Origin of the sequence: Pseudomonas macauensis (genome assembly GCF_047902425.1) — a bacterium.
GTDB lineage: Bacteria > Pseudomonadota > Gammaproteobacteria > Pseudomonadales > Pseudomonadaceae > Pseudomonas.
This window is the reverse complement of the sequence record NZ_CP138377.1, coordinates 2,687,268-2,703,520: the sequence shown is the minus strand read 5'-3', so window position 1 is coordinate 2,703,520 and position 16,253 is coordinate 2,687,268. Positions and strand designations below refer to the sequence as shown.

Sequence of the window (16,253 nt, the reverse complement as noted above, 5' to 3'; positions counted from 1 at the left end):
ATCCAACATGCGCAACCAATATCGCCTGGGCATCGACGCCGGCGGCACCTTCACCGACTTCATCCTGGCCGACCGCGACGGCGGCGTGCAGCTGTTCAAGGCACCTTCCACCCCGCAGGACGGCACCCTGGCCATCCGCGCCGGCCTGGCGCAGATCGCCGACGCCACCGGCCGCACCCCGGCGGAGATCATTGCCAACTGCGACCTGTGCATCAACGGCACCACCGTCGCCCTCAACGCGCTGATCGAACGCACCGGCGTGAAAGTCGGCCTGCTCTGCACCGCCGGCCACGAAGACAGCCTGGAAATCCGCCTCGGCCACAAGGAAGAAGGCCACCGCTACGACGCCCACTACCCGCCGGCGGACATGCTGGTGCCGCGCCACCTGCGCCGCCCCGTCGGCGGCCGCATCCTCGGCGACGGCCGCGAGCACAGCCCCCTGGACGAACGCGCGGTACACGACGCCATCGACTACTTCCGCGCCGAGGGTGTGGAGGCCGTGGCCATCTCCTTCGTCTGGTCGGTGCGCAACCCCAGCCACGAGAAGCGCGCCGCCGAACTGGTGCGCGCCGCGCTGCCGGGCGTGTTCATCTGCACCGGCTACGAAGTCTTCCCGCAGATCCGCGAGTACACCCGCACATCCACCACCGTGGTCAACGCCTACCTGAGCCCGGTGATGGCGCGCTACGTCGAACGCATCGACGCGCTGTTCGAGGAGCTCGGCACCCAGCAGCCGGTGCGCTACTTCCAGTCCAACGGCGGCCTGGCGCCGGGCAACGTGATGCGCGAGCGGGCGGTGAACGCCATCAACTCCGGCCCGGCCTCCGCGCCCCAGGCCGGCCTCTCGGTGGCGCGCCCCTTCGGCATCGACAACATCATCACCGTGGACATGGGCGGCACCTCCTTCGACATCACCCTGACCAACGCCGGGCGCACCAACTTCAGCAAGGACGTGGACTTCCTCCGCCAGCGCATCGGCGTGCCGATGATCCAGGTGGAAACCCTCGGCGCCGGCGGCGGCTCCATCGCCCACCTCGACGAGTTCGGCATGCTCCAGGTCGGCCCGCGCAGCGCCGGCGCCAAGCCGGGCCCGGTGTGCTACGGCAAGGGCGGCAGCGAACCGACCGTGACCGATGCCAACCTGGCCCTGGGCTACCTGCCGGACGGCGCCCTGCTCGGCGGCACCATCCGCCTGAACCGCCAGGCCGCGCTGGACGCCATCCGGCAGAAGATCGCCGATCCACTGGGCATCAGCATCGAACGCGCAGCCTTCGGCATCACCACCCTGGTCAACCTGAACATGGTCAACGGCATCCGCCGGGTGTCCATCGAACGTGGCCACGACCCGCGCGACTTCGCCCTGATCGGCGCCGGCGGCGCGGCGGGCATGCACGTGGTGCGCCTGGCCGAGGAAATCGGCATCCAGACCGTGCTGATCCCCAAGGTCGCCTCCGGTCTGTGCGCCTTCGGCCAGATCCTCTCCGACGTGCGCTATGACCAGCTGACCACCCTGCCGATGCGCCTGGACGCCGGGCACGTCGACCTGGAGCAGCTCAACCGCGCCCTGGCCGACCTGCGCCAGCAAGGCCTGGTCAACCTGCGCGACGACGGCTTCGGCGACGAAAGCAGCAGCTGCCACTACACCCTGGAAATGCGCTACCTCGGGCAGATCCACGAGTGCAGCGTGGAGCTGGAGGCGCACCAGCTCGACGAGGCCGGCCTGGCCGCCCTCTGCGAGTCCTTCCACGACCGCCACCAGAAGCTGTTCTCCTACAGCGAACGCGAAAGCCCGGTGGAACTGGTCAACCTGGAGTGCTCGGTGATCGGCCACCTGCCGCGTCCGCCGCAACTCGAACTGCAAGGCCCGACCAACCCGCCGCCGGCGGTTCCGGACAGCCTGCGTCCGATGCTGTTCAGCGCCGACGGCGAGTTCCAGTCAACCGCCGTGTTCAACGGCAACCGCCTGCAGCCGGGCCAGACGGTCCAGGGCCCCTGCGTGATCGAGGAGGACACCACCAACATCGTGGTTCCACCGCTCTGGCAGGCGACGCTCGAACCTTCCGCCACTTACCGGGTGACGCGCTGCGCTTGATGCAGTCCTGAATCACGCGGATCATTGGCCGATACACAGCGCGGCAGGCTCGACCTGCCGCGCTGTCCTCACAAGAGCAATAAGCACGAGGACACGCCATGCCCCATGAGTTGTCGACCGCCCGCTGGTCGCAGCATGAACGCCAGGCGCGCTGGGCCGAGGCAATCAGCAGTACCTATTTCCCGCTGTCGCTGCAGTTCGACGGCGACCAGCCCTTCGACGGCCACCTGCAGGTGTGGGATACCCCCAGCAGCCCCGTCAGTCTGTCCCGCCTGCGCTCCAGCACGCTGGGCTATTCGCGCAGCAAGGTGCAAGCCGGCGAAGACCGCGAAGCCTTCTACCTGGTCACCGTGCCCCGCTGTACCGACGTGCATTTCGAACAGGACGGCCGACAGCTGAGCTGCTCCCCTGGCGGCTTCATCGTCGAACGCGGCGATGCGCCGTACCGCTTCCATTACGCTGCCCAGAACGATCTCTGGGTGCTCAAGCTCCCCGAACGTGCGCTCAAGGGCCAACTGCGCGGGCCCGAGCGTTACACCCGCTACTGCTTCGATGCCGAGCGTGGCCTGGGCCGGCTGTTCGTCGAGCAGCTGGCGTTGTGCGCCACCCACTTCGACGCCTGCCCGCCCACCGCCCACCACCTGTTGCTGGAACAGACCCTGTCCATCCTGCTGCTGGCGCTGCAACAGGACGAGCGCGTGCTCAACAGCGAAAGCTCCAGCCTCAGCGCCCTGCACCTGCAACGGGTCGAACAGTTCGTAGCGCAGAACCTGGGCGACCCGAACCTCTCCCCGCAATCCATCGCCAACGCCTGCGGCCTGTCGCTGCGCTACCTGCACAAGCTCTTCGCCGCCACGCCCTACACCCTGGGCGAATGGGTGCGCCAGCAACGCCTGGAAGCCGTGCATCGCCAATTGCGCGACCCGCACTGCCACCTCTCCATCGGCGAACTGGCGTATCACTGGGGTTTCAACGATCAGGCCCAGTTCACTCGGGCCTTCCGCCAGCGGTTCGGCTGCACCGCCCGCGAAGTGCGCGGCGCACACGCCCACTGATCCCGAATGCTGCGAACCACCACGGGGCATTCGCCAGGACAAGCAAGTGCCCCTTCGGGTCGATGACCGCGGGTGACGAGGGCTGGCCAGCGGCCGCCAGGAAACGGCAGACTGTCCATGAAGTTCCAGGAGCCCGCCATGGACAGCCACAGCCCGCCCACCCTGCGCACCGCGCGTTTGCTGCTCACGCCCATTCAACTCACCGATGCGCCAGCCATCCAGCGCCTGTTCCCGCACTGGGAAGTAGTGCGCTACCTGGACCGCCGCGTGCCCTGGCCTTATCCGGACGACGGCGCGCGGGTCTATGTGCGCGACGTGGTGCTGCCAGCCATGGCCCGTGGCGAGGAGTGGCACTGGATGATTCGCTTGGACAGCGAGCCGGAAGGCGCCATTGGCAGCATTTCGCTCTTCGATCAGCCCGGCAACCATCGCGGCTTCTGGCTGGCGCCAGCGTGGCAGGGCCAGGGCTACATGAGCGAGGCCTGCGAAGCGGTCAATCGCTTCTGGTTCGTGACGCTGGGGCGGCCGCTGATGCAAGTGCCGAAGGCCATCGTCAACGAAGGGTCGAGGCGTATCTCCGAGCGCGAAGGCATGCGCCGGGTGGGCCGCGACGAAGGTCACTTCGTCAGTGGCGTGCTGCCACGGGAAACCTGGGAGCTGACCCGCGAAGAGTGGCTGGCGCGCCATGCAGCCGACTGAACAGGCCTGGCAGGGCGAACTCTGGCTGGGTGCGGACTTCTGCCTCGTCGCCGGCACCACCGGCCACGCGCGGCCCCACGCCCACTATGCTCACCAGGTGCTGATGGCCCGCGCGGGCGATGTGAAGGTGCTGATCGATGAGCAACCCTGGCAGGGGCCTTTACTGATCATCGCCTCGAACCAGCGCCATGCAATTCTCGACAGCCACCAGCACGCCGTCACGCTGTTCGCCGAGCCGCTGGCCTTCACGCTGGACGACCTTGAAAGCGTCTGCCGGCAAACCGGACCGGACCTGGAAGCCCTCGCCGCGCAATTGCGGGCACTGCCCCGGCGCGAGCTCGATCCACGCCTGGAAAAGGCGCTGCAACGGCTCCGCGCGCTGGATGACGGCGCCCTGCCCGCCCAGTCCCTGGCCGAGGAAGCCTCACTCTCGCTGAGCCAGCTGGAGCGGCTGTTCAGCGGCACGCTGGGTCTGTCGGTGCGTCGCCTGGTGCTCTGGCAGCGGCTACGCCAGGCGCTGCGGCTGGCCATGGCCGGCGACAGCCTGACCAGCGCAGCCATCGCGGCGGGCTTCGCCGACTCCGCGCACTTCTCCCGCAGCGTGCGCAGCCAGTTCGGCATTCGCGCCGACCTGACGCTGCGCCAGTTGAAGCTGCGCCTACTCGATTAGCGCGCGACGCAGCTCTGCCGACAATTGCGGGGGCAACGCTGCCGCCTGATGTGCTGCATCGACACGGCGAAACGGCTCGGCGAGTTGCGCGAGGTACCCCACCGGATAGTCGGGGCGGTCGCCGATCCCCAGGTCGTCCTCCGCCAGCCGGTAGTCCGGCAGGTACAGCGCGGTACCCAGCAGGCGATCCCAGAAGCTGAAGAACAGCGCGAAATTCACATCCCCCGCCGTGCCGTATTTCAGGTGGTGCAGACGATGCAGCGGCGCCCAGGCGAACAGGTGTCGCAATGCGCCGATACGCATGTCGACGTTGCTGTGCTGCAGCAGCAACTGGATGGCGATGGCGAACGCCAGCAGCGCCGCAACCTCCACGGGAATCCCCAGCAACAGCAATGGCAGCGTGCCGCCCAAGGCTTCGAGCGCCTGGTGCAGAGGGTGCTTCATCAGCCCGTTGAAGCCGTACATCCGCGCGACGCTGTGGTGCACTGCATGCAGGCGCCACAGCAGCGGCGAACGGTGGCTGGCGTAGTGAACCAGAGTGATGCCGAGATCAGCGATCAACAGCGCCGCCAGCAACTGCAACGCCAACGGCCAGCCGCTGGGCCACCACCCGAAGTGCGGCAGCCACAGGGCGACAAGCGGGATCGCGGCAATCCCCAGGGCGTTCAGCGTCTCATTGACCAGCGCATGCAACAGGTCGCGGCCACCATCCCCGTGGCTCTCGTTCCAGGCGGCTCGATAGGGCCGGAGCCGCTCCGCCAGGAACGCCAGCAGGATCGCCAGCGGCAACAGCGCCGGCAGGCAGATCAGTGACACGCCTTCGCCGACAAGGTACAGGGCAAGGCCGATGAAACCGAAGAAGAACGCAGGGGCGTAGAGGTATCGCATGGGGCAACTCCAGTGCAGTGGGAGTCGCCAGTGTTGCCGCCGCGCCGTCAGCCGCGCTTGAACAATCCGCGCATGTTCCCTGCTCAGCGCCGCCAGGCACACCCCAACGCGCTGAGCGCCAGGATCAGCGCCGCGCCCGCGTAGGCCCAGAACGCCGGCACCTGCGGCAACAATACACCGGCGAGGATTGGCCCGAGTCCCGCGCCGATGTCCCGCCACACGGCGTTGCCAGCCAATGCCTGGATGCGCGCCTGGGGGTTGCGCTGCGCCACCAGCGTCACCACCAGCGGCAATTGCAGCGCGCGCAGCACCAGCACGAAGAAGGCGCCGACGAACAGCCAGTAGCTGCCGAACATCAGCAACGCCAGCGAGGTAGCCAGGGACAGCACCACCAGCATGCGCAGCGCGCCGAAGCGATCGGCCAGGCGCCCGCCGAAGGGGCTGAAGAGCATCTCGCTGAGGTAACGCACCGCCATCAGGATGCCGGCTACCAGCACGCCGGTGCCGCCCAGGTGCGTCTGCGCGTACAGCGACAGGCCGAAGACGAACAGGCCGTCCAGCGTGACACCCTCGATGAAGGACCAGGTGGCAATGCTGTCCGGCAGGCGCAGGCGGCGCCCGTTACTGACCGGAATCTGGTGGCCCGTGGCAGGCAGCGCGCGGGCGCGCCAGAGCCCGCACAGGGCTGCCACGCACAACACGAAGAACACGCTGCGCGGCCCGAAGGCCTGGGCCATCACCGCGCCCAGCGGCAACGCCAGCATCGGCCCGATGGACAGGGTCGCCCGCGAACGCCCGGCGCGGCGTGCGGCGCCCTGGGCCTCGGCGGTGGCGAGGGTCTGGGTGCTCAGGTTGAAGGTGGCGAAACACAGGCCCCAGACCAGGCGGAACACCAGCAGCACGGCAAAACCGGAGAGCGTCGCCGAGGCCAGCGCGCAAAGGGCCGTGGCGAACGCGGCAAGGCTGCAGGCGGTGCGGTCACCATGGCGACCGTAGAAGCGCACCACCCAGCCATAACCGACGATGCGCACCAGTCGATTCGCCGCCAGCAGGATGCCCGCTTCCACCAGGGTCACGCCGAAGTCCGCGGCGTACATCGGCAGCAGCAGGTAGAGCAGCACGTCGGCGGGCAGGCACAGGCCGAGCACCTGGGCGGAGTTGCGCGAATCTCGGTCGGCGCGGCGCAGCGGCGCCAGCTCGGCAGCGGACGACATGACAGTCTCGTGACGGCGACGGGGCCCGCAGGATAACCCGGTACCCGGCCCGCAAGACAAGCCTTGCGCTCGCACCCGCCGTTATCGGCCTGGCCGATGCCCACCTGCGATCAATCGATTGGAACGAAAACGACAAGACCCCGAGCATGGCCGCACGTTCAAACAACAACAAGGAACTGCCCATGCCTGCCCGATTCCACAATCCGGTCGCCACCGTTTTCGGCGGCGGCAGCCTGGACCGCATCGCCGACCTCTGCCAGGGCAAGGTCGCCCTGGTGACCTTCCCTGAAGCCGCGCAGCTGGGGCTGATCGAGCGCGTCCGTGGCCTGCTTGGCGAACGCCTCGCCTACGTCATCGACGACGTGCAGCCCAACCCCGACGTGGCCTGGCTGCGTGATGTGCACGAACGTTTCTGGCGCGAAGCGGCGGACTGCACCACCGTGTTCGCCCTCGGCGGCGGCAGCGCTATCGACACCGCCAAGGCGCTGATCGTCGGCACCGCTTCCGGCCGCTTCGACGAACTGCTCGACCTGCTGGCCGCCGGCAAGCCCTTCGTCCCGGCGCGGCACAAGACGCTGATTGCCGCGCCGACCACCGCCGGCACCGGCAGCGAAGTGACACCCTGGGCGACCATCTGGGACGCGCAGCAGCAGAAGAAATACTCCCTGCACCTGGACTGCACCTGGCCGAAGGTGGCGCTGATCGATCCGGACCTGATGCTCAGCGTGCCCGCCGGGGTGACCGTGTCCACCGGGCTGGACGCGCTGTCCCACGCGCTGGAATCGATCTGGAATCACAACGCCAACCCGATCTCCGACACCTTCGCCGTCTCCGCCATCGAGGACATCCTCGACTGCCTGCCGCGCCTGCAGCAGGACCTGGGCAGCCGCGAACTGCGCTCGCGCATGGCGCTGGCCGCACTGAAGGCCGGCATGGCCTTCTCCAACACCAAGACGGCGCTGGCACACTCCATCTCCTACGAAATGACCCTGCGCCACGGCCTGCCCCATGGCATCGCCTGCTCCTTCACCCTGCCGCTGGTGCTCGGCCTGGCCTGGGGCCGCGACGCCGACCGCGACCACACCCTGCAGCGGGTGTTCGGCAGCGACCGCGCCGGCGCGCAGCAGCGCCTGCGTGAATTCCTCCATCGCCTCGGGGTCAAGACCGAGTTCGGCGATTACGGCGTGACTGCCGCCGAAGCCGAAGCGATGATCGACTTCGCCATGCAGGGCGCGCGCGGACGCAACTTCATCGGCTCGCAAGCCGCCTGACGCCGTCCCCCAACGGGCGGCCCCAGCGCCGCCATTTCCTGTTGCACCGAACAAGAGTGCCGACACGCCGAGCCTTGCGCCGGCGCGAGCGAACAAGAAGGAAACCGCCATGAACCGTGCACAAACCCTGTCTGGTCCCGTCTCCGCCGTAACACCGTTCCGCGTCGCCCAGTGGCGCATGCTGCTGGCCGCGATGTTCTGCTACCTGTTCTTCTACACCGGCCGCCAGACCTTCGGCTTCGCCATTCCCGGTATCCAGGCCGAATTCGGCCTGAGCAAGGAAACCCTCGGCTGGGCCTCCAGCGCCATGCTGTGGATGTACGCCATCGGCCAGGCAATCAACGGCAACCTCGCCGACAAGTTCGGCGGACGGCGCATCATGAGCCTGGGCGCGGCGCTGTCCTGTGCAGCGAACTGGGTCACCAGCTTCGCCGGCGGCTTCGCCAGCCTGGTCCTGCCCTGGGGCATCAACGGCTACTTCCAGGCCCTGGGCTGGGCACCGGGCAGCCGCCTGCTGTCGAACTGGTGGAGCGCCGCCGAGCGCGGCAAGGTCTATGGCTTCTATGTGTTCGCCGCCGGCTGCGCCTCGGTGCTGTCCTACGTCACCTCCGTGGTGGTGATCGACGTCCTGCACCTGGAATGGCGCTGGATCTTCCGCCTGCCGGTATTGCTGATGCTCGCCGGCGGCATCGTGTTCTACCTGGTGGCCCGCGAACGCCCGCAGGACATGGGCTTCGAACCGCTGACAGACACCGGCGTGGCAAACGCCGAAGACCGCGCCAGCGAAGCTGCTCACGGTGAAGAAGAATCCTCGACGCAGCGCTACCTCGCCGTGCTGAAGAACCCGCGCCTGCTGGTGGCGGCGCTGTCCCTGGGCTTCCAGAACGCCGCGCGCTACGGGCTTATCGTCTGGGTGCCGGTGCACTTCCTCGGCGCCAACTGGCAGAAAGGCCAGAGCTTCATCGACCCGAAGTGGATCACCATCGCCCTGCCCGTCGGCATGGCCGTCGGCGCGCTGAGCAACGGCTGGGTGTCCGACCGCCTGTTCGGCAGCAAGCGCTACCGCGCGATCATGCTCTACATGGTGCTGGGCGCCCTCACCAGCCTGTGGATGTGGAGCCTGCCGGCGCACAGCGGAGTCGGCCTGCTCGCGCTGTTCCTCTGCGGCTTCTTCGTCTACGGCCCGGCCTCGAGCTTCTGGGCGCTCTGCCCTGACCTGGTCGGCGCGCGCCGCGCTGGCACCGCCACCGGGATCATGAACTTCTCCTCGTACCTCTTTGCGGGTCTGGCCGAACCCCTGATCGGTCGCATGCTGGACACGACCGGCAATACTTCACTGATCTTCATCGTGGTCACCACGGCCTGTGTGTGCAGCGCAGTGGTTGCCCTGTTCGTCCGACGCTGAGGGCACGGCCATGCGGCAAGCCTTCCTGAAAGAGAACCTTCATGTACCAGTACCACAAGTGGTTGCGCTCCTTTCATGCCGTGGCCCGCACCGGCAGCTTCACCCAGGCGGCGGCGCTGCTGAGCGTCGGCCAGCCGACCATCAGCGAGCAGGTCAGCGGCCTGGAGAAGCGCTTTTCGGTGGAGCTGTTTCACCGGCGGGGACGCTTCATCGAGCTGAGCCCGGCTGGGGAGCAGCTCTACGCGATCACCCAGGGCCTGTTCGGCCAGGAGGACGAAGCCTTGCAACTGCTGCAGAGCTTCCAGCAGCGCAAGCAGGGCATGCTGCGCCTGGGTGCGGTGTCGCCGCCGATCGCCATGAGCCTGACCTACTCGCTGATGCAGCGTTACCCGGACATCGAGCTGGAAACTTCCTTCACCAGCGAGGCCGGCACCCTGGAGCGGCTGTACAACTTCGACATCGACGTGGCGATCCTCGCCCTCTCGGAATTCGACCAGCGTCTGAGCACGCAGCTCTACCGCACCTGCCCGATCCTCGCGGTGGTGCGCGACGACCATCCGTGGGCGCAGCAGGACTCGGTCAGCGTGCAGGAGATCGCGAAGGAGCGCGTGGTCCTGCGCGAACCGGCCTCGCGCACCCGACAACTGGTGGAGGAAGGCTGCCGGCGGCACGGCGTGGAACTGGACTGCGCGATGCAGCTGAACAGCCGCGAAGCCATCGTCCATGCAGTGGTGCACGGCATCGGCGTGGGCTTCGTGTCGGCGGTGGAATACGCCGACCGGCCCGGCACACGCTCCATCGCCTTCGCCGAGGACCCGTTCCACATCAGCTACTACCTGTGCTGCCTGGGCATTCGCCGCAACCGGCCGATCATCGCCGAGCTGTTCGACTCCACGGCCTGACGCTCACTTTCAAGACCCCATGAACCGGCGAGCCCGCGCCTCGCCGGCCGGGCCTCGCTCATCCTGCTGCCTCTTAACGAATAAACCCCTCACTGGAGTATTGCCATGCACTACCAGCAACCCAAGCAACTGCAAGCCGCCATCCTCGACTGGGCCGGCACCGTGGTCGACTTCGGCTCCTTCGCCCCGACCCAGATCTTCGTCGAAGCCTTCGCCGAATTCGGCGTCCAGGTCAGCCTGGAAGAAGCGCGCGGCCCGATGGGCATGGGCAAGTGGGACCACATCCGCACCCTGTGCGACATCCCCGCCATCGGCGAACGCTACCGCGCGGCGTTCGGTCATCTGCCTACCGACGACGACGTCACCGCCATCTACGAACGCTTCATGCCGCTGCAGATCGAGAAGATTGCCGAGCACTCGGCGCTGATCCCAGGCGCGCTGGACGCGATTGCCACGCTGCGCAAACAGGGACTCAAGATCGGTTCCTGCTCCGGCTACCCGGCGGTGGTCATGGAAAAGGTCGTCGCCCTGGCGAAGACCAACGGCTACATCGCCGACCATGTCGTCGCCACCGATGAAGTGCCCAATGGTCGTCCGCACCCGGCACAGGCGCTGGCCAACGTGATCGCCCTGGGCGTCAACGATGTCGCGGCTTGCGTGAAGGTCGACGACACCTGGCCGGGCATCCTCGAAGGCCGCAGCGCCGGCATGTGGACCGTGGCGCTGACCTGCTCGGGCAACGCCCTGGGTCTGACCTATGAGCAGTACAAGGCGCTGCCGGCGCACCAGCTGGAACAGGAACGTAAGCGCATCGGGCAGATGTTCGAAGGCTCGCGCCCGCACTACCTGATCGACGCCATCGCCGATCTGCCGGCGGTGATCATCGACATCAACGCCCGCCTGGCGCGGGGCGAGATGCCGCAGAGCTGCTGAGCCATGGAATGAAAAGGCCCGTCAGCGACGGGCCTGAATCTGAACATGACGTCTGCTTCGGGTCGGTAGTTGTCCATCAGAAACTCACACACGAGGCAGGGTGCCACGTTCTCATTAGCCAGAATTGAAGGGTTTTCCGCTCGCGCTGACTCGCTACGCTGCAGTGACCACAAGGGATGGAGGTAAAAATGGAAACGTCACCCGCTTTGGTCACTGCGTGCAGTGCAGGAAAATGGTTCCCGACCTACATGTACGTGCAAAGCACCCCAGGTGGTTATCTGTTTTCTATCGAGATCGGCACGGCAGGCAATTGGAAATTGAACGTCCAGCACCAATATGCATTACAGGTGGCCAGCTTTTTATGCGAAGCACGCGCCGGAAGCGTCGTTTGGTGGAAACCCGGCAGGTTTTCTTGGGCCTGCCTGTCGTGCAACAAACCCGACAAAGAGGGCCGTGTGAGGCTTTCACCCACTGGCCTAACTCCACTGAGTATTCGAAAAACCTTCGCCTGGATTGAGCAATCCAAACTCCAGGAGTTCGGCCGTGCTTGGGTATCTCGGTTGGTTTGAAGAAACGCCTCACAGGGTGGAGCTTCCGCCTTGGAGCGGCTGCTTTGTCCGATAGCGGCATTTTGCGAACGACCGCTTGGGGTCGGTAGCTGGCGCTCTCCAGAGGCTGCAATCGGCCAGAAGCGGCCTCTCGCAGCGAGTACGTATTTCGTTGTACAACCAGCTTCAAGGACACCAGCTCAAAGGCATTCCAAACGCTTCTGCAACACGAGCCAGCTTCTCAGCGGACTTGGCAGAAATAGCGAGAGGCGGCTCTTTGATCATGTAGAACAGATGATCAATGGCGATGCCCGCCTCGCCGTGTGCAAGGTAGTCCAGAACGATTTCTGCCCCATTCTCAAGACCCGCCTGAGCCAGTGGATGGTCATCAGGTATGGGGCCGAGTTGCGCATAGGCAGCGGACATCAATGCAGAGACCTCATTCAACACTTCGCAGAGGTCTGCATGTAGCTTAGGGCTCAGCTGACTCATTTCGCCTTATTCCCTGCGGTCAGCGGTTCAGTTTGTATCGCAAGAACCTGAAATGCCAAAGCGATGATTCTGCAAAGGGCTGCAATTGGTTGAATCCACAGCCAGAAGCGGACGCTCGCCGGACAGAAACAACCTTTCGCTCACTCATGTGGATAAGGCAAGTCATCTGTCGACCGGTGCCAAATAGAATCACGAGCTCGACCAAGCTCTGCATCGTATCTTTTGCAAAGCGACTCGATAACTGCTTTATCAAGCGCCTGATCCGAATTTGAGATCGTCTCACCACAAGTCAGGTACAGGTACAACGCAGCTAACTCCTCGAGTCTTGACGACTCGGATTGCACCTTGAACCGCGATTCATCTACCTCACAGGCATGGATCTCTACGGAAGGGGCATCGCTCTCTCTGTCTTTCATATGCAGTAACGTCCAAGAGCGACTGTTCACAGGGTACGAATCACCTTCTGTGTCCACGTTTCGTCCAGGGCCAAAAAGTAGATCCAGAAAGCACCTGAAGTCTGGACGATCTGCAACGACCACCACCGTATACATGAGCTCCTCCATCATCTGAATTGCTACCCTGCGTTCAGGGAGGCATGAGTCAACGCGGCAATTTTTAATAGCCTGGAAGCAGACGCGTGAGCTATTCCAGCGAGCGAAGCATGTCCATGAACATCGGGTACGACAAATCATGTACCTGCCCATCATCAGCGACTAGGCAACCTGCAGCGCCGGCAAACAACTCCTGCTCATGTGCAGGTATGTTCAAGCTACAAACGGTCCGGTAGCGGAACAGCCAGCCGCTGGGGAGACGGCCGCAAACCTCCACAGTCTGCTGATAGCCCTCAACAGACAGTGGCCCGGAACCATGTGCCTGAGCACGGACGCACGCCTTGCTTCGGGAAGACTCGCTGTTCATTTGTATTCGAAATAGATGACGTGGGAGCCAAGTCTACTCAATGTCCTGAAAATCCGGATGTCAGCTATGGGTCGGTAGCTGCTTCTCCTCAGAGGCAACAATCGGCCAGGAGCGGACTTTGCTTAGCGAAGCGAAAATCTGCTATTCAACCTACTGAATTGTGAGAGATCACCATGCGCCGTCCTAATTACTCAGCCGCGTTCATGAACAACACAAAGTGGCGCGAGCTACTGAGCCTCATTCGTCGTATTGGCATTCAGTTTGAGGTGGCATACGTAGGCGAGGAGCGCTTCCAGACCGCATACGCTCCCCCCGAGAGCTTGCTGAAAAATACCTACATCGCTGATCCAGGCCTGGCTGGTGGCCCGACAGAATATTCGGATATTTACTCCATACGTATTCCGAAAATATCGCTGATTCAGAATCCCAAAACGGGTGAGAGGTTACCGAGCACTGGAGTAAGCGACCAATTCCTAGCGGAAGCATCGCTACTTGGTGTCCTACCGCTCGAAGAAAAAGACGGGTTTATCTATGTGCATGGCTACAGTCATCGCGTTCACTAACCAGCGACGAGGCTGAGAGTCTGCTTCAGGCCGATTTTTGCTCCTCACAAGTGGCCGCTTCGGGTCGGTAGCTGACCGTGATCAGGTTTCGTCCTAGATAGATGAACCACAGTCCCAAAGAGAATCATTTCAAGCTGGATCAGGCCGTCTACACTCAGCGCAGTCACAGCATGTAGAGGCAGGAAACTCGATGCTCAGATGGCCTTCTGTCGTACTTCTTTCATCTATTGCCGCAGCGGCCATTGCCGACGACGTACCGAATGCCGTTCAAGCTTGCGCGGTCTGCCATGGAGTGCATGGCGAGGGGACCGCACAAGGTCCGGTGCTGGCCGGGCTATCGGCCAGCTACATCTCCGCACAAGTCGCGAACTTCAACTCAAGACGGCGCAGCAACTCGCTGATGGGGCCGATGGCTGAAGCCTACGCCTCGGCCGATCTGCTGCAGCCTGCCGCAATCTATTTTGCGGCTCAGGGCAAGCCACCACCCATGCTGCAGGTGCGAGGCCAGAACCTCGCTGCCACTCCGGCGGAAAAGCTCTATTACCAGGGCGACATGGCGCGCGACATTCCAGCCTGCTTCAGTTGCCACGGCCCCTCCGCCATCGGAGGCGGGCCCTTCCCCAGACTCGCCGGACAGCAGGCGGCCTATCTGGAAGCCCAGCTGCACGCCTGGCGCAAGGGTGAACGCAGCGGCGATCCCGACGGCATGATGGCAGCCATCGCCCAGCGCCTGAACGACAAGGACATCACTGCGCTGGCCAGCTATCTGGCGGCGATTCGCTGAGGAACGCTCATGAACAGGCCCATACTCTACCTGTCGCTCGCGGGATGCATCGCGCTGCCCGTCCAGGCGGCCGACGCAGTGACCACCGCCATGGAAGAAATCGCCGCGCACCCCAAGGCCAGGGACGCCCATTACTTCACTCCGCGGGACCTTTCGAAAATCCCGGACGGTGCCTTTGGTGACAAGATTCGCCTCGGCTATCAGCTGATCGTCAATACCCAGCAGCTCAAGGGGCGCTATGTCGGCAACCAGCTGAATTGCACCAACTGCCACCTCGATGCTGGCACCAAGGCCTATGCCGCCCCTCTGTGGGCGGCCTACCTGGCCTATCCGGCCTTCCGCAAGAAAGACAATCGGGTGAACAATTTCGCCGAGCGCGTCCAGGGCTGCTTCAACTACTCCATGAACGGCAAGGCTCCCGAGCTGGGCTCGCCCGAGCTGGTGGCTATCTCCGCCTACTCCTACTGGCTGCTGATGGGCGGCCTGCTGGACATGTATGGCATGCAGGACAAGCCGGTACCCGAGCTCAGCGATGAAGCGTTGCAACACGGTGGCCGCGACGAATCCTTCAAGCTGCCTGGCCCCCTGACCGGCAAGGTGAAGATGGAAGGGCGCGAACGGATGCCCGGACGCGCCTTTGCCGCCCTGCCCGAGCCACCGCAGACCTACTCGCCGCAGCGCGGCGAACAGGTTTACGCACAGCACTGCGCCGTCTGTCACGGCGAGCAGGGCGAAGGGCGCAAGATGGCTGACGTGCCGGTGATCCCGGCCTTATGGGGAGCCGACTCGTATAACTGGGGCGCGGGCATGCACCGCGTCAACACGGCGGCCACCTTCATCTACGAAAACATGCCGCTGGGCAAGGCCGTGCAACTGAACGTCCAGCAAGCCTGGGACGTGGCAGCCTACCTGAACAGCCGGGAACGGCCACAGGACCCGCGCTTCGACGGCGATGTCGCCAGCACGGCCAAACGCTTCCATGGCTCCGATCAGGGTTACTACGGCCAATCCGTCGATGGCGTGCTGCTTGGCAGCAAGGCATTTCCGGCCGGCGTCGGACATTGAGCCGGAATGCTCTACCAACGCACTCAGGCCCGAGAATCCGACAACCAGAGGGGGACTCCATGACATCAATACTGCTCAAGGTAAAGCACGAGTTCATCAAGGCGCTGCCGCCGACGATCTTCTTCTTTGTCATCCTGCACATCGTTGCCGCCATTCGCGCGCTCATGCTCAAGGGCTCCGGTGTTCCGCTGCCGGTGACTGCCTCGGTTCTGATCGCCTCCCTGGTGCTCGGCAAATCGGTACTGGTGGCGGACATGCTGCCTTTCATCAATCGCTTTCCCGAAAAGCCGCTGATCTGGAACGTCACCTGGAAGACCGTGATGTACGCCCTGGTCGCCCTGTTCGTGCATTACCTGGAGCGGCTTTACGAATATTGGAAAGAAGCCCCCAGCCTGATAGACGCCAACTCAATGCTATGGACGTCCATGAACTGGCCGCGCTTCTGGGCCGTCCAGATACTGCTCGTCACCCTGATCTTCATGTACTGCGTCATCTCGGAACTGGCGCGCGTGATCGGTCATGAGCGACTCAGGAAAATGTTCCTCGGACCACTTCCACCCCGACTCAAAGACGACACCCCGACGCAGTGAGACCCGAGTCCGGCGGCAAGCTCGACACTGAGTAGTAAGCCTCCAGAGCGGGCCAGGCCTGGCCATGCTCTCGGCGCGCATCAATGGCCCGCAATGCTTGACGCGGGGCTGCCGTAACCTCGATGCGCGATGAGTTGGCTCTGACTTCGCAGGTGCAACTGCAA

At 64.4% G+C, this 16,253-nt stretch carries 16 protein-coding genes; 13 read left to right on the top strand and 3 right to left on the bottom strand.

Annotated elements, in window-relative coordinates:
- The first annotated feature begins 7 nt into the window (after positions 1-7).
- The 4 genes from SD196_RS12650 to SD196_RS12635 all read left to right on the top strand — a co-directional run bounded on the left by SD196_RS12650 (position 8) and on the right by SD196_RS12635 (position 4,516).
- Complete coding sequence (locus tag SD196_RS12650; protein WP_416311570.1) at positions 8-2,092, top strand: hydantoinase/oxoprolinase family protein; 2,085 nt, start codon at positions 8-10, stop codon at positions 2,090-2,092.
- Between the two features lie 98 nt (positions 2,093-2,190).
- Entirely contained in the window at positions 2,191-3,147 is a 957-nt protein-coding gene (locus tag SD196_RS12645) for a helix-turn-helix domain-containing protein (protein WP_331314591.1), read from the top strand.
- A 138-nt stretch (positions 3,148-3,285) separates the two neighbouring features.
- Positions 3,286-3,846, top strand: a complete 561-nt coding sequence (locus SD196_RS12640; RefSeq protein ID WP_416311569.1) for a GNAT family N-acetyltransferase — start codon at positions 3,286-3,288, stop codon at positions 3,844-3,846.
- Positions 3,833-4,516 (top strand): helix-turn-helix transcriptional regulator, encoded by a 684-nt coding sequence (locus SD196_RS12635; protein WP_416311568.1) that lies wholly within the window; start codon positions 3,833-3,835, stop codon positions 4,514-4,516. Before SD196_RS12640 ends, SD196_RS12635 begins: the two co-directional genes overlap by 14 nt.
- Here SD196_RS12635 and SD196_RS12630 read toward each other — a convergent pair.
- Both SD196_RS12630 and SD196_RS12625 read right to left on the bottom strand, forming a co-directional pair.
- Positions 4,505-5,404, bottom strand: coding sequence for a sterol desaturase family protein (locus SD196_RS12630; protein ID WP_416311567.1), 900 nt, complete (start codon positions 5,402-5,404; stop codon positions 4,505-4,507). The genes SD196_RS12635 and SD196_RS12630 overlap by 12 nt on opposite strands.
- An 83-nt stretch (positions 5,405-5,487) precedes the next feature.
- A complete protein-coding gene (locus SD196_RS12625; protein WP_416311566.1) occupies positions 5,488-6,618 on the bottom strand; it encodes an MFS transporter in 1,131 nt (376 codons plus the stop codon).
- A 182-nt stretch (positions 6,619-6,800) separates the two neighbouring features.
- On the opposite strand from SD196_RS12625, the gene psrA reads away from it, so the two are divergent.
- The 5 genes from psrA to SD196_RS12600 all read left to right on the top strand — a co-directional run bounded on the left by psrA (position 6,801) and on the right by SD196_RS12600 (position 11,698).
- Positions 6,801-7,889, top strand: coding sequence for an iron-containing alcohol dehydrogenase PsrA (gene psrA, locus SD196_RS12620; protein ID WP_331314585.1), 1,089 nt, complete (start codon positions 6,801-6,803; stop codon positions 7,887-7,889).
- 109 nt (positions 7,890-7,998) lie between these two features.
- Positions 7,999-9,294 carry an MFS transporter gene (locus SD196_RS12615; RefSeq protein WP_370601472.1) on the top strand — a complete coding sequence of 432 codons (1,296 nt, stop codon included), beginning with the start codon at positions 7,999-8,001 and terminating at the stop codon, positions 9,292-9,294.
- A 41-nt stretch (positions 9,295-9,335) separates the two neighbouring features.
- Positions 9,336-10,196 carry a LysR substrate-binding domain-containing protein gene (locus SD196_RS12610; RefSeq protein ID WP_275607340.1) on the top strand — a complete coding sequence of 287 codons (861 nt, stop codon included), beginning with the start codon at positions 9,336-9,338 and terminating at the stop codon, positions 10,194-10,196.
- A gap of 105 nt (positions 10,197-10,301) precedes the next feature.
- On the top strand, positions 10,302-11,129 hold the full coding sequence (gene phnX / locus SD196_RS12605) for a phosphonoacetaldehyde hydrolase (RefSeq protein ID WP_416311565.1): 828 nt from the start codon (positions 10,302-10,304) through the stop codon (positions 11,127-11,129).
- A gap of 188 nt (positions 11,130-11,317) precedes the next feature.
- The gene (locus SD196_RS12600) at positions 11,318-11,698 is read left to right on the top strand and encodes a hypothetical protein (RefSeq protein WP_416311564.1); all 381 of its coding nucleotides are present in this window, start codon (positions 11,318-11,320) and stop codon (positions 11,696-11,698) included.
- Positions 11,699-11,863: 165 nt separating this feature from the next.
- Here the strand turns inward: SD196_RS12600 and SD196_RS12595 are convergent, their stop codons facing one another.
- Entirely contained in the window at positions 11,864-12,169 is a 306-nt protein-coding gene (locus tag SD196_RS12595) for a hypothetical protein (protein WP_275607343.1), read from the bottom strand.
- 1,091 nt (positions 12,170-13,260) lie between these two features.
- On the opposite strand from SD196_RS12595, the gene SD196_RS12590 reads away from it, so the two are divergent.
- The 4 genes from SD196_RS12590 to SD196_RS12575 all read left to right on the top strand — a co-directional run bounded on the left by SD196_RS12590 (position 13,261) and on the right by SD196_RS12575 (position 16,089).
- The gene (locus tag SD196_RS12590; RefSeq protein WP_275607344.1) at positions 13,261-13,650 is read left to right on the top strand and encodes a hypothetical protein; all 390 of its coding nucleotides are present in this window, start codon (positions 13,261-13,263) and stop codon (positions 13,648-13,650) included.
- A gap of 190 nt (positions 13,651-13,840) precedes the next feature.
- Positions 13,841-14,434 carry a c-type cytochrome gene (locus tag SD196_RS12585; protein ID WP_416311563.1) on the top strand — a complete coding sequence of 198 codons (594 nt, stop codon included), beginning with the start codon at positions 13,841-13,843 and terminating at the stop codon, positions 14,432-14,434.
- Between the two features lie 9 nt (positions 14,435-14,443).
- Positions 14,444-15,499, top strand: coding sequence for a c-type cytochrome (locus tag SD196_RS12580; protein ID WP_275607346.1), 1,056 nt, complete (start codon positions 14,444-14,446; stop codon positions 15,497-15,499).
- Positions 15,500-15,558: 59 nt separating this feature from the next.
- Positions 15,559-16,089 carry a hypothetical protein gene (locus tag SD196_RS12575; protein ID WP_275607347.1) on the top strand — a complete coding sequence of 177 codons (531 nt, stop codon included), beginning with the start codon at positions 15,559-15,561 and terminating at the stop codon, positions 16,087-16,089.
- Positions 16,090-16,253: the final 164 nt, after the last annotated feature.

Excerpts from the sequence above, each read along its gene's own strand:
- SD196_RS12595 (WP_275607343.1), bottom strand. The coding sequence starts at position 12,169 with ATGAGTCAGCTGAGCCCTAAGCTACATGCAGACCTCTGCGAAGTGTTG.
- SD196_RS12575 (WP_275607347.1), top strand. The coding sequence starts at position 15,559 with ATGACATCAATACTGCTCAAGGTAAAGCACGAGTTCATCAAGGCGCTG.
- SD196_RS12645 (WP_331314591.1), top strand. The coding sequence starts at position 2,191 with ATGCCCCATGAGTTGTCGACCGCCCGCTGGTCGCAGCATGAACGCCAG.
- SD196_RS12625 (WP_416311566.1), bottom strand. The coding sequence starts at position 6,618 with ATGTCGTCCGCTGCCGAGCTGGCGCCGCTGCGCCGCGCCGACCGAGAT.
- SD196_RS12600 (WP_416311564.1), top strand. The coding sequence starts at position 11,318 with ATGGAAACGTCACCCGCTTTGGTCACTGCGTGCAGTGCAGGAAAATGG.
- SD196_RS12630 (WP_416311567.1), bottom strand. The coding sequence starts at position 5,404 with ATGCGATACCTCTACGCCCCTGCGTTCTTCTTCGGTTTCATCGGCCTT.
- SD196_RS12650 (WP_416311570.1), top strand. The coding sequence starts at position 8 with ATGCGCAACCAATATCGCCTGGGCATCGACGCCGGCGGCACCTTCACC.
- SD196_RS12580 (WP_275607346.1), top strand. The coding sequence starts at position 14,444 with ATGAACAGGCCCATACTCTACCTGTCGCTCGCGGGATGCATCGCGCTG.
- psrA (WP_331314585.1), top strand. The coding sequence starts at position 6,801 with ATGCCTGCCCGATTCCACAATCCGGTCGCCACCGTTTTCGGCGGCGGC.
- SD196_RS12590 (WP_275607344.1), top strand. The coding sequence starts at position 13,261 with ATGCGCCGTCCTAATTACTCAGCCGCGTTCATGAACAACACAAAGTGG.
- SD196_RS12585 (WP_416311563.1), top strand. The coding sequence starts at position 13,841 with ATGCTCAGATGGCCTTCTGTCGTACTTCTTTCATCTATTGCCGCAGCG.
- SD196_RS12610 (WP_275607340.1), top strand. The coding sequence starts at position 9,336 with ATGTACCAGTACCACAAGTGGTTGCGCTCCTTTCATGCCGTGGCCCGC.
- SD196_RS12635 (WP_416311568.1), top strand. The coding sequence starts at position 3,833 with ATGCAGCCGACTGAACAGGCCTGGCAGGGCGAACTCTGGCTGGGTGCG.
- SD196_RS12615 (WP_370601472.1), top strand. The coding sequence starts at position 7,999 with ATGAACCGTGCACAAACCCTGTCTGGTCCCGTCTCCGCCGTAACACCG.
- phnX (WP_416311565.1), top strand. The coding sequence starts at position 10,302 with ATGCACTACCAGCAACCCAAGCAACTGCAAGCCGCCATCCTCGACTGG.
- SD196_RS12640 (WP_416311569.1), top strand. The coding sequence starts at position 3,286 with ATGGACAGCCACAGCCCGCCCACCCTGCGCACCGCGCGTTTGCTGCTC.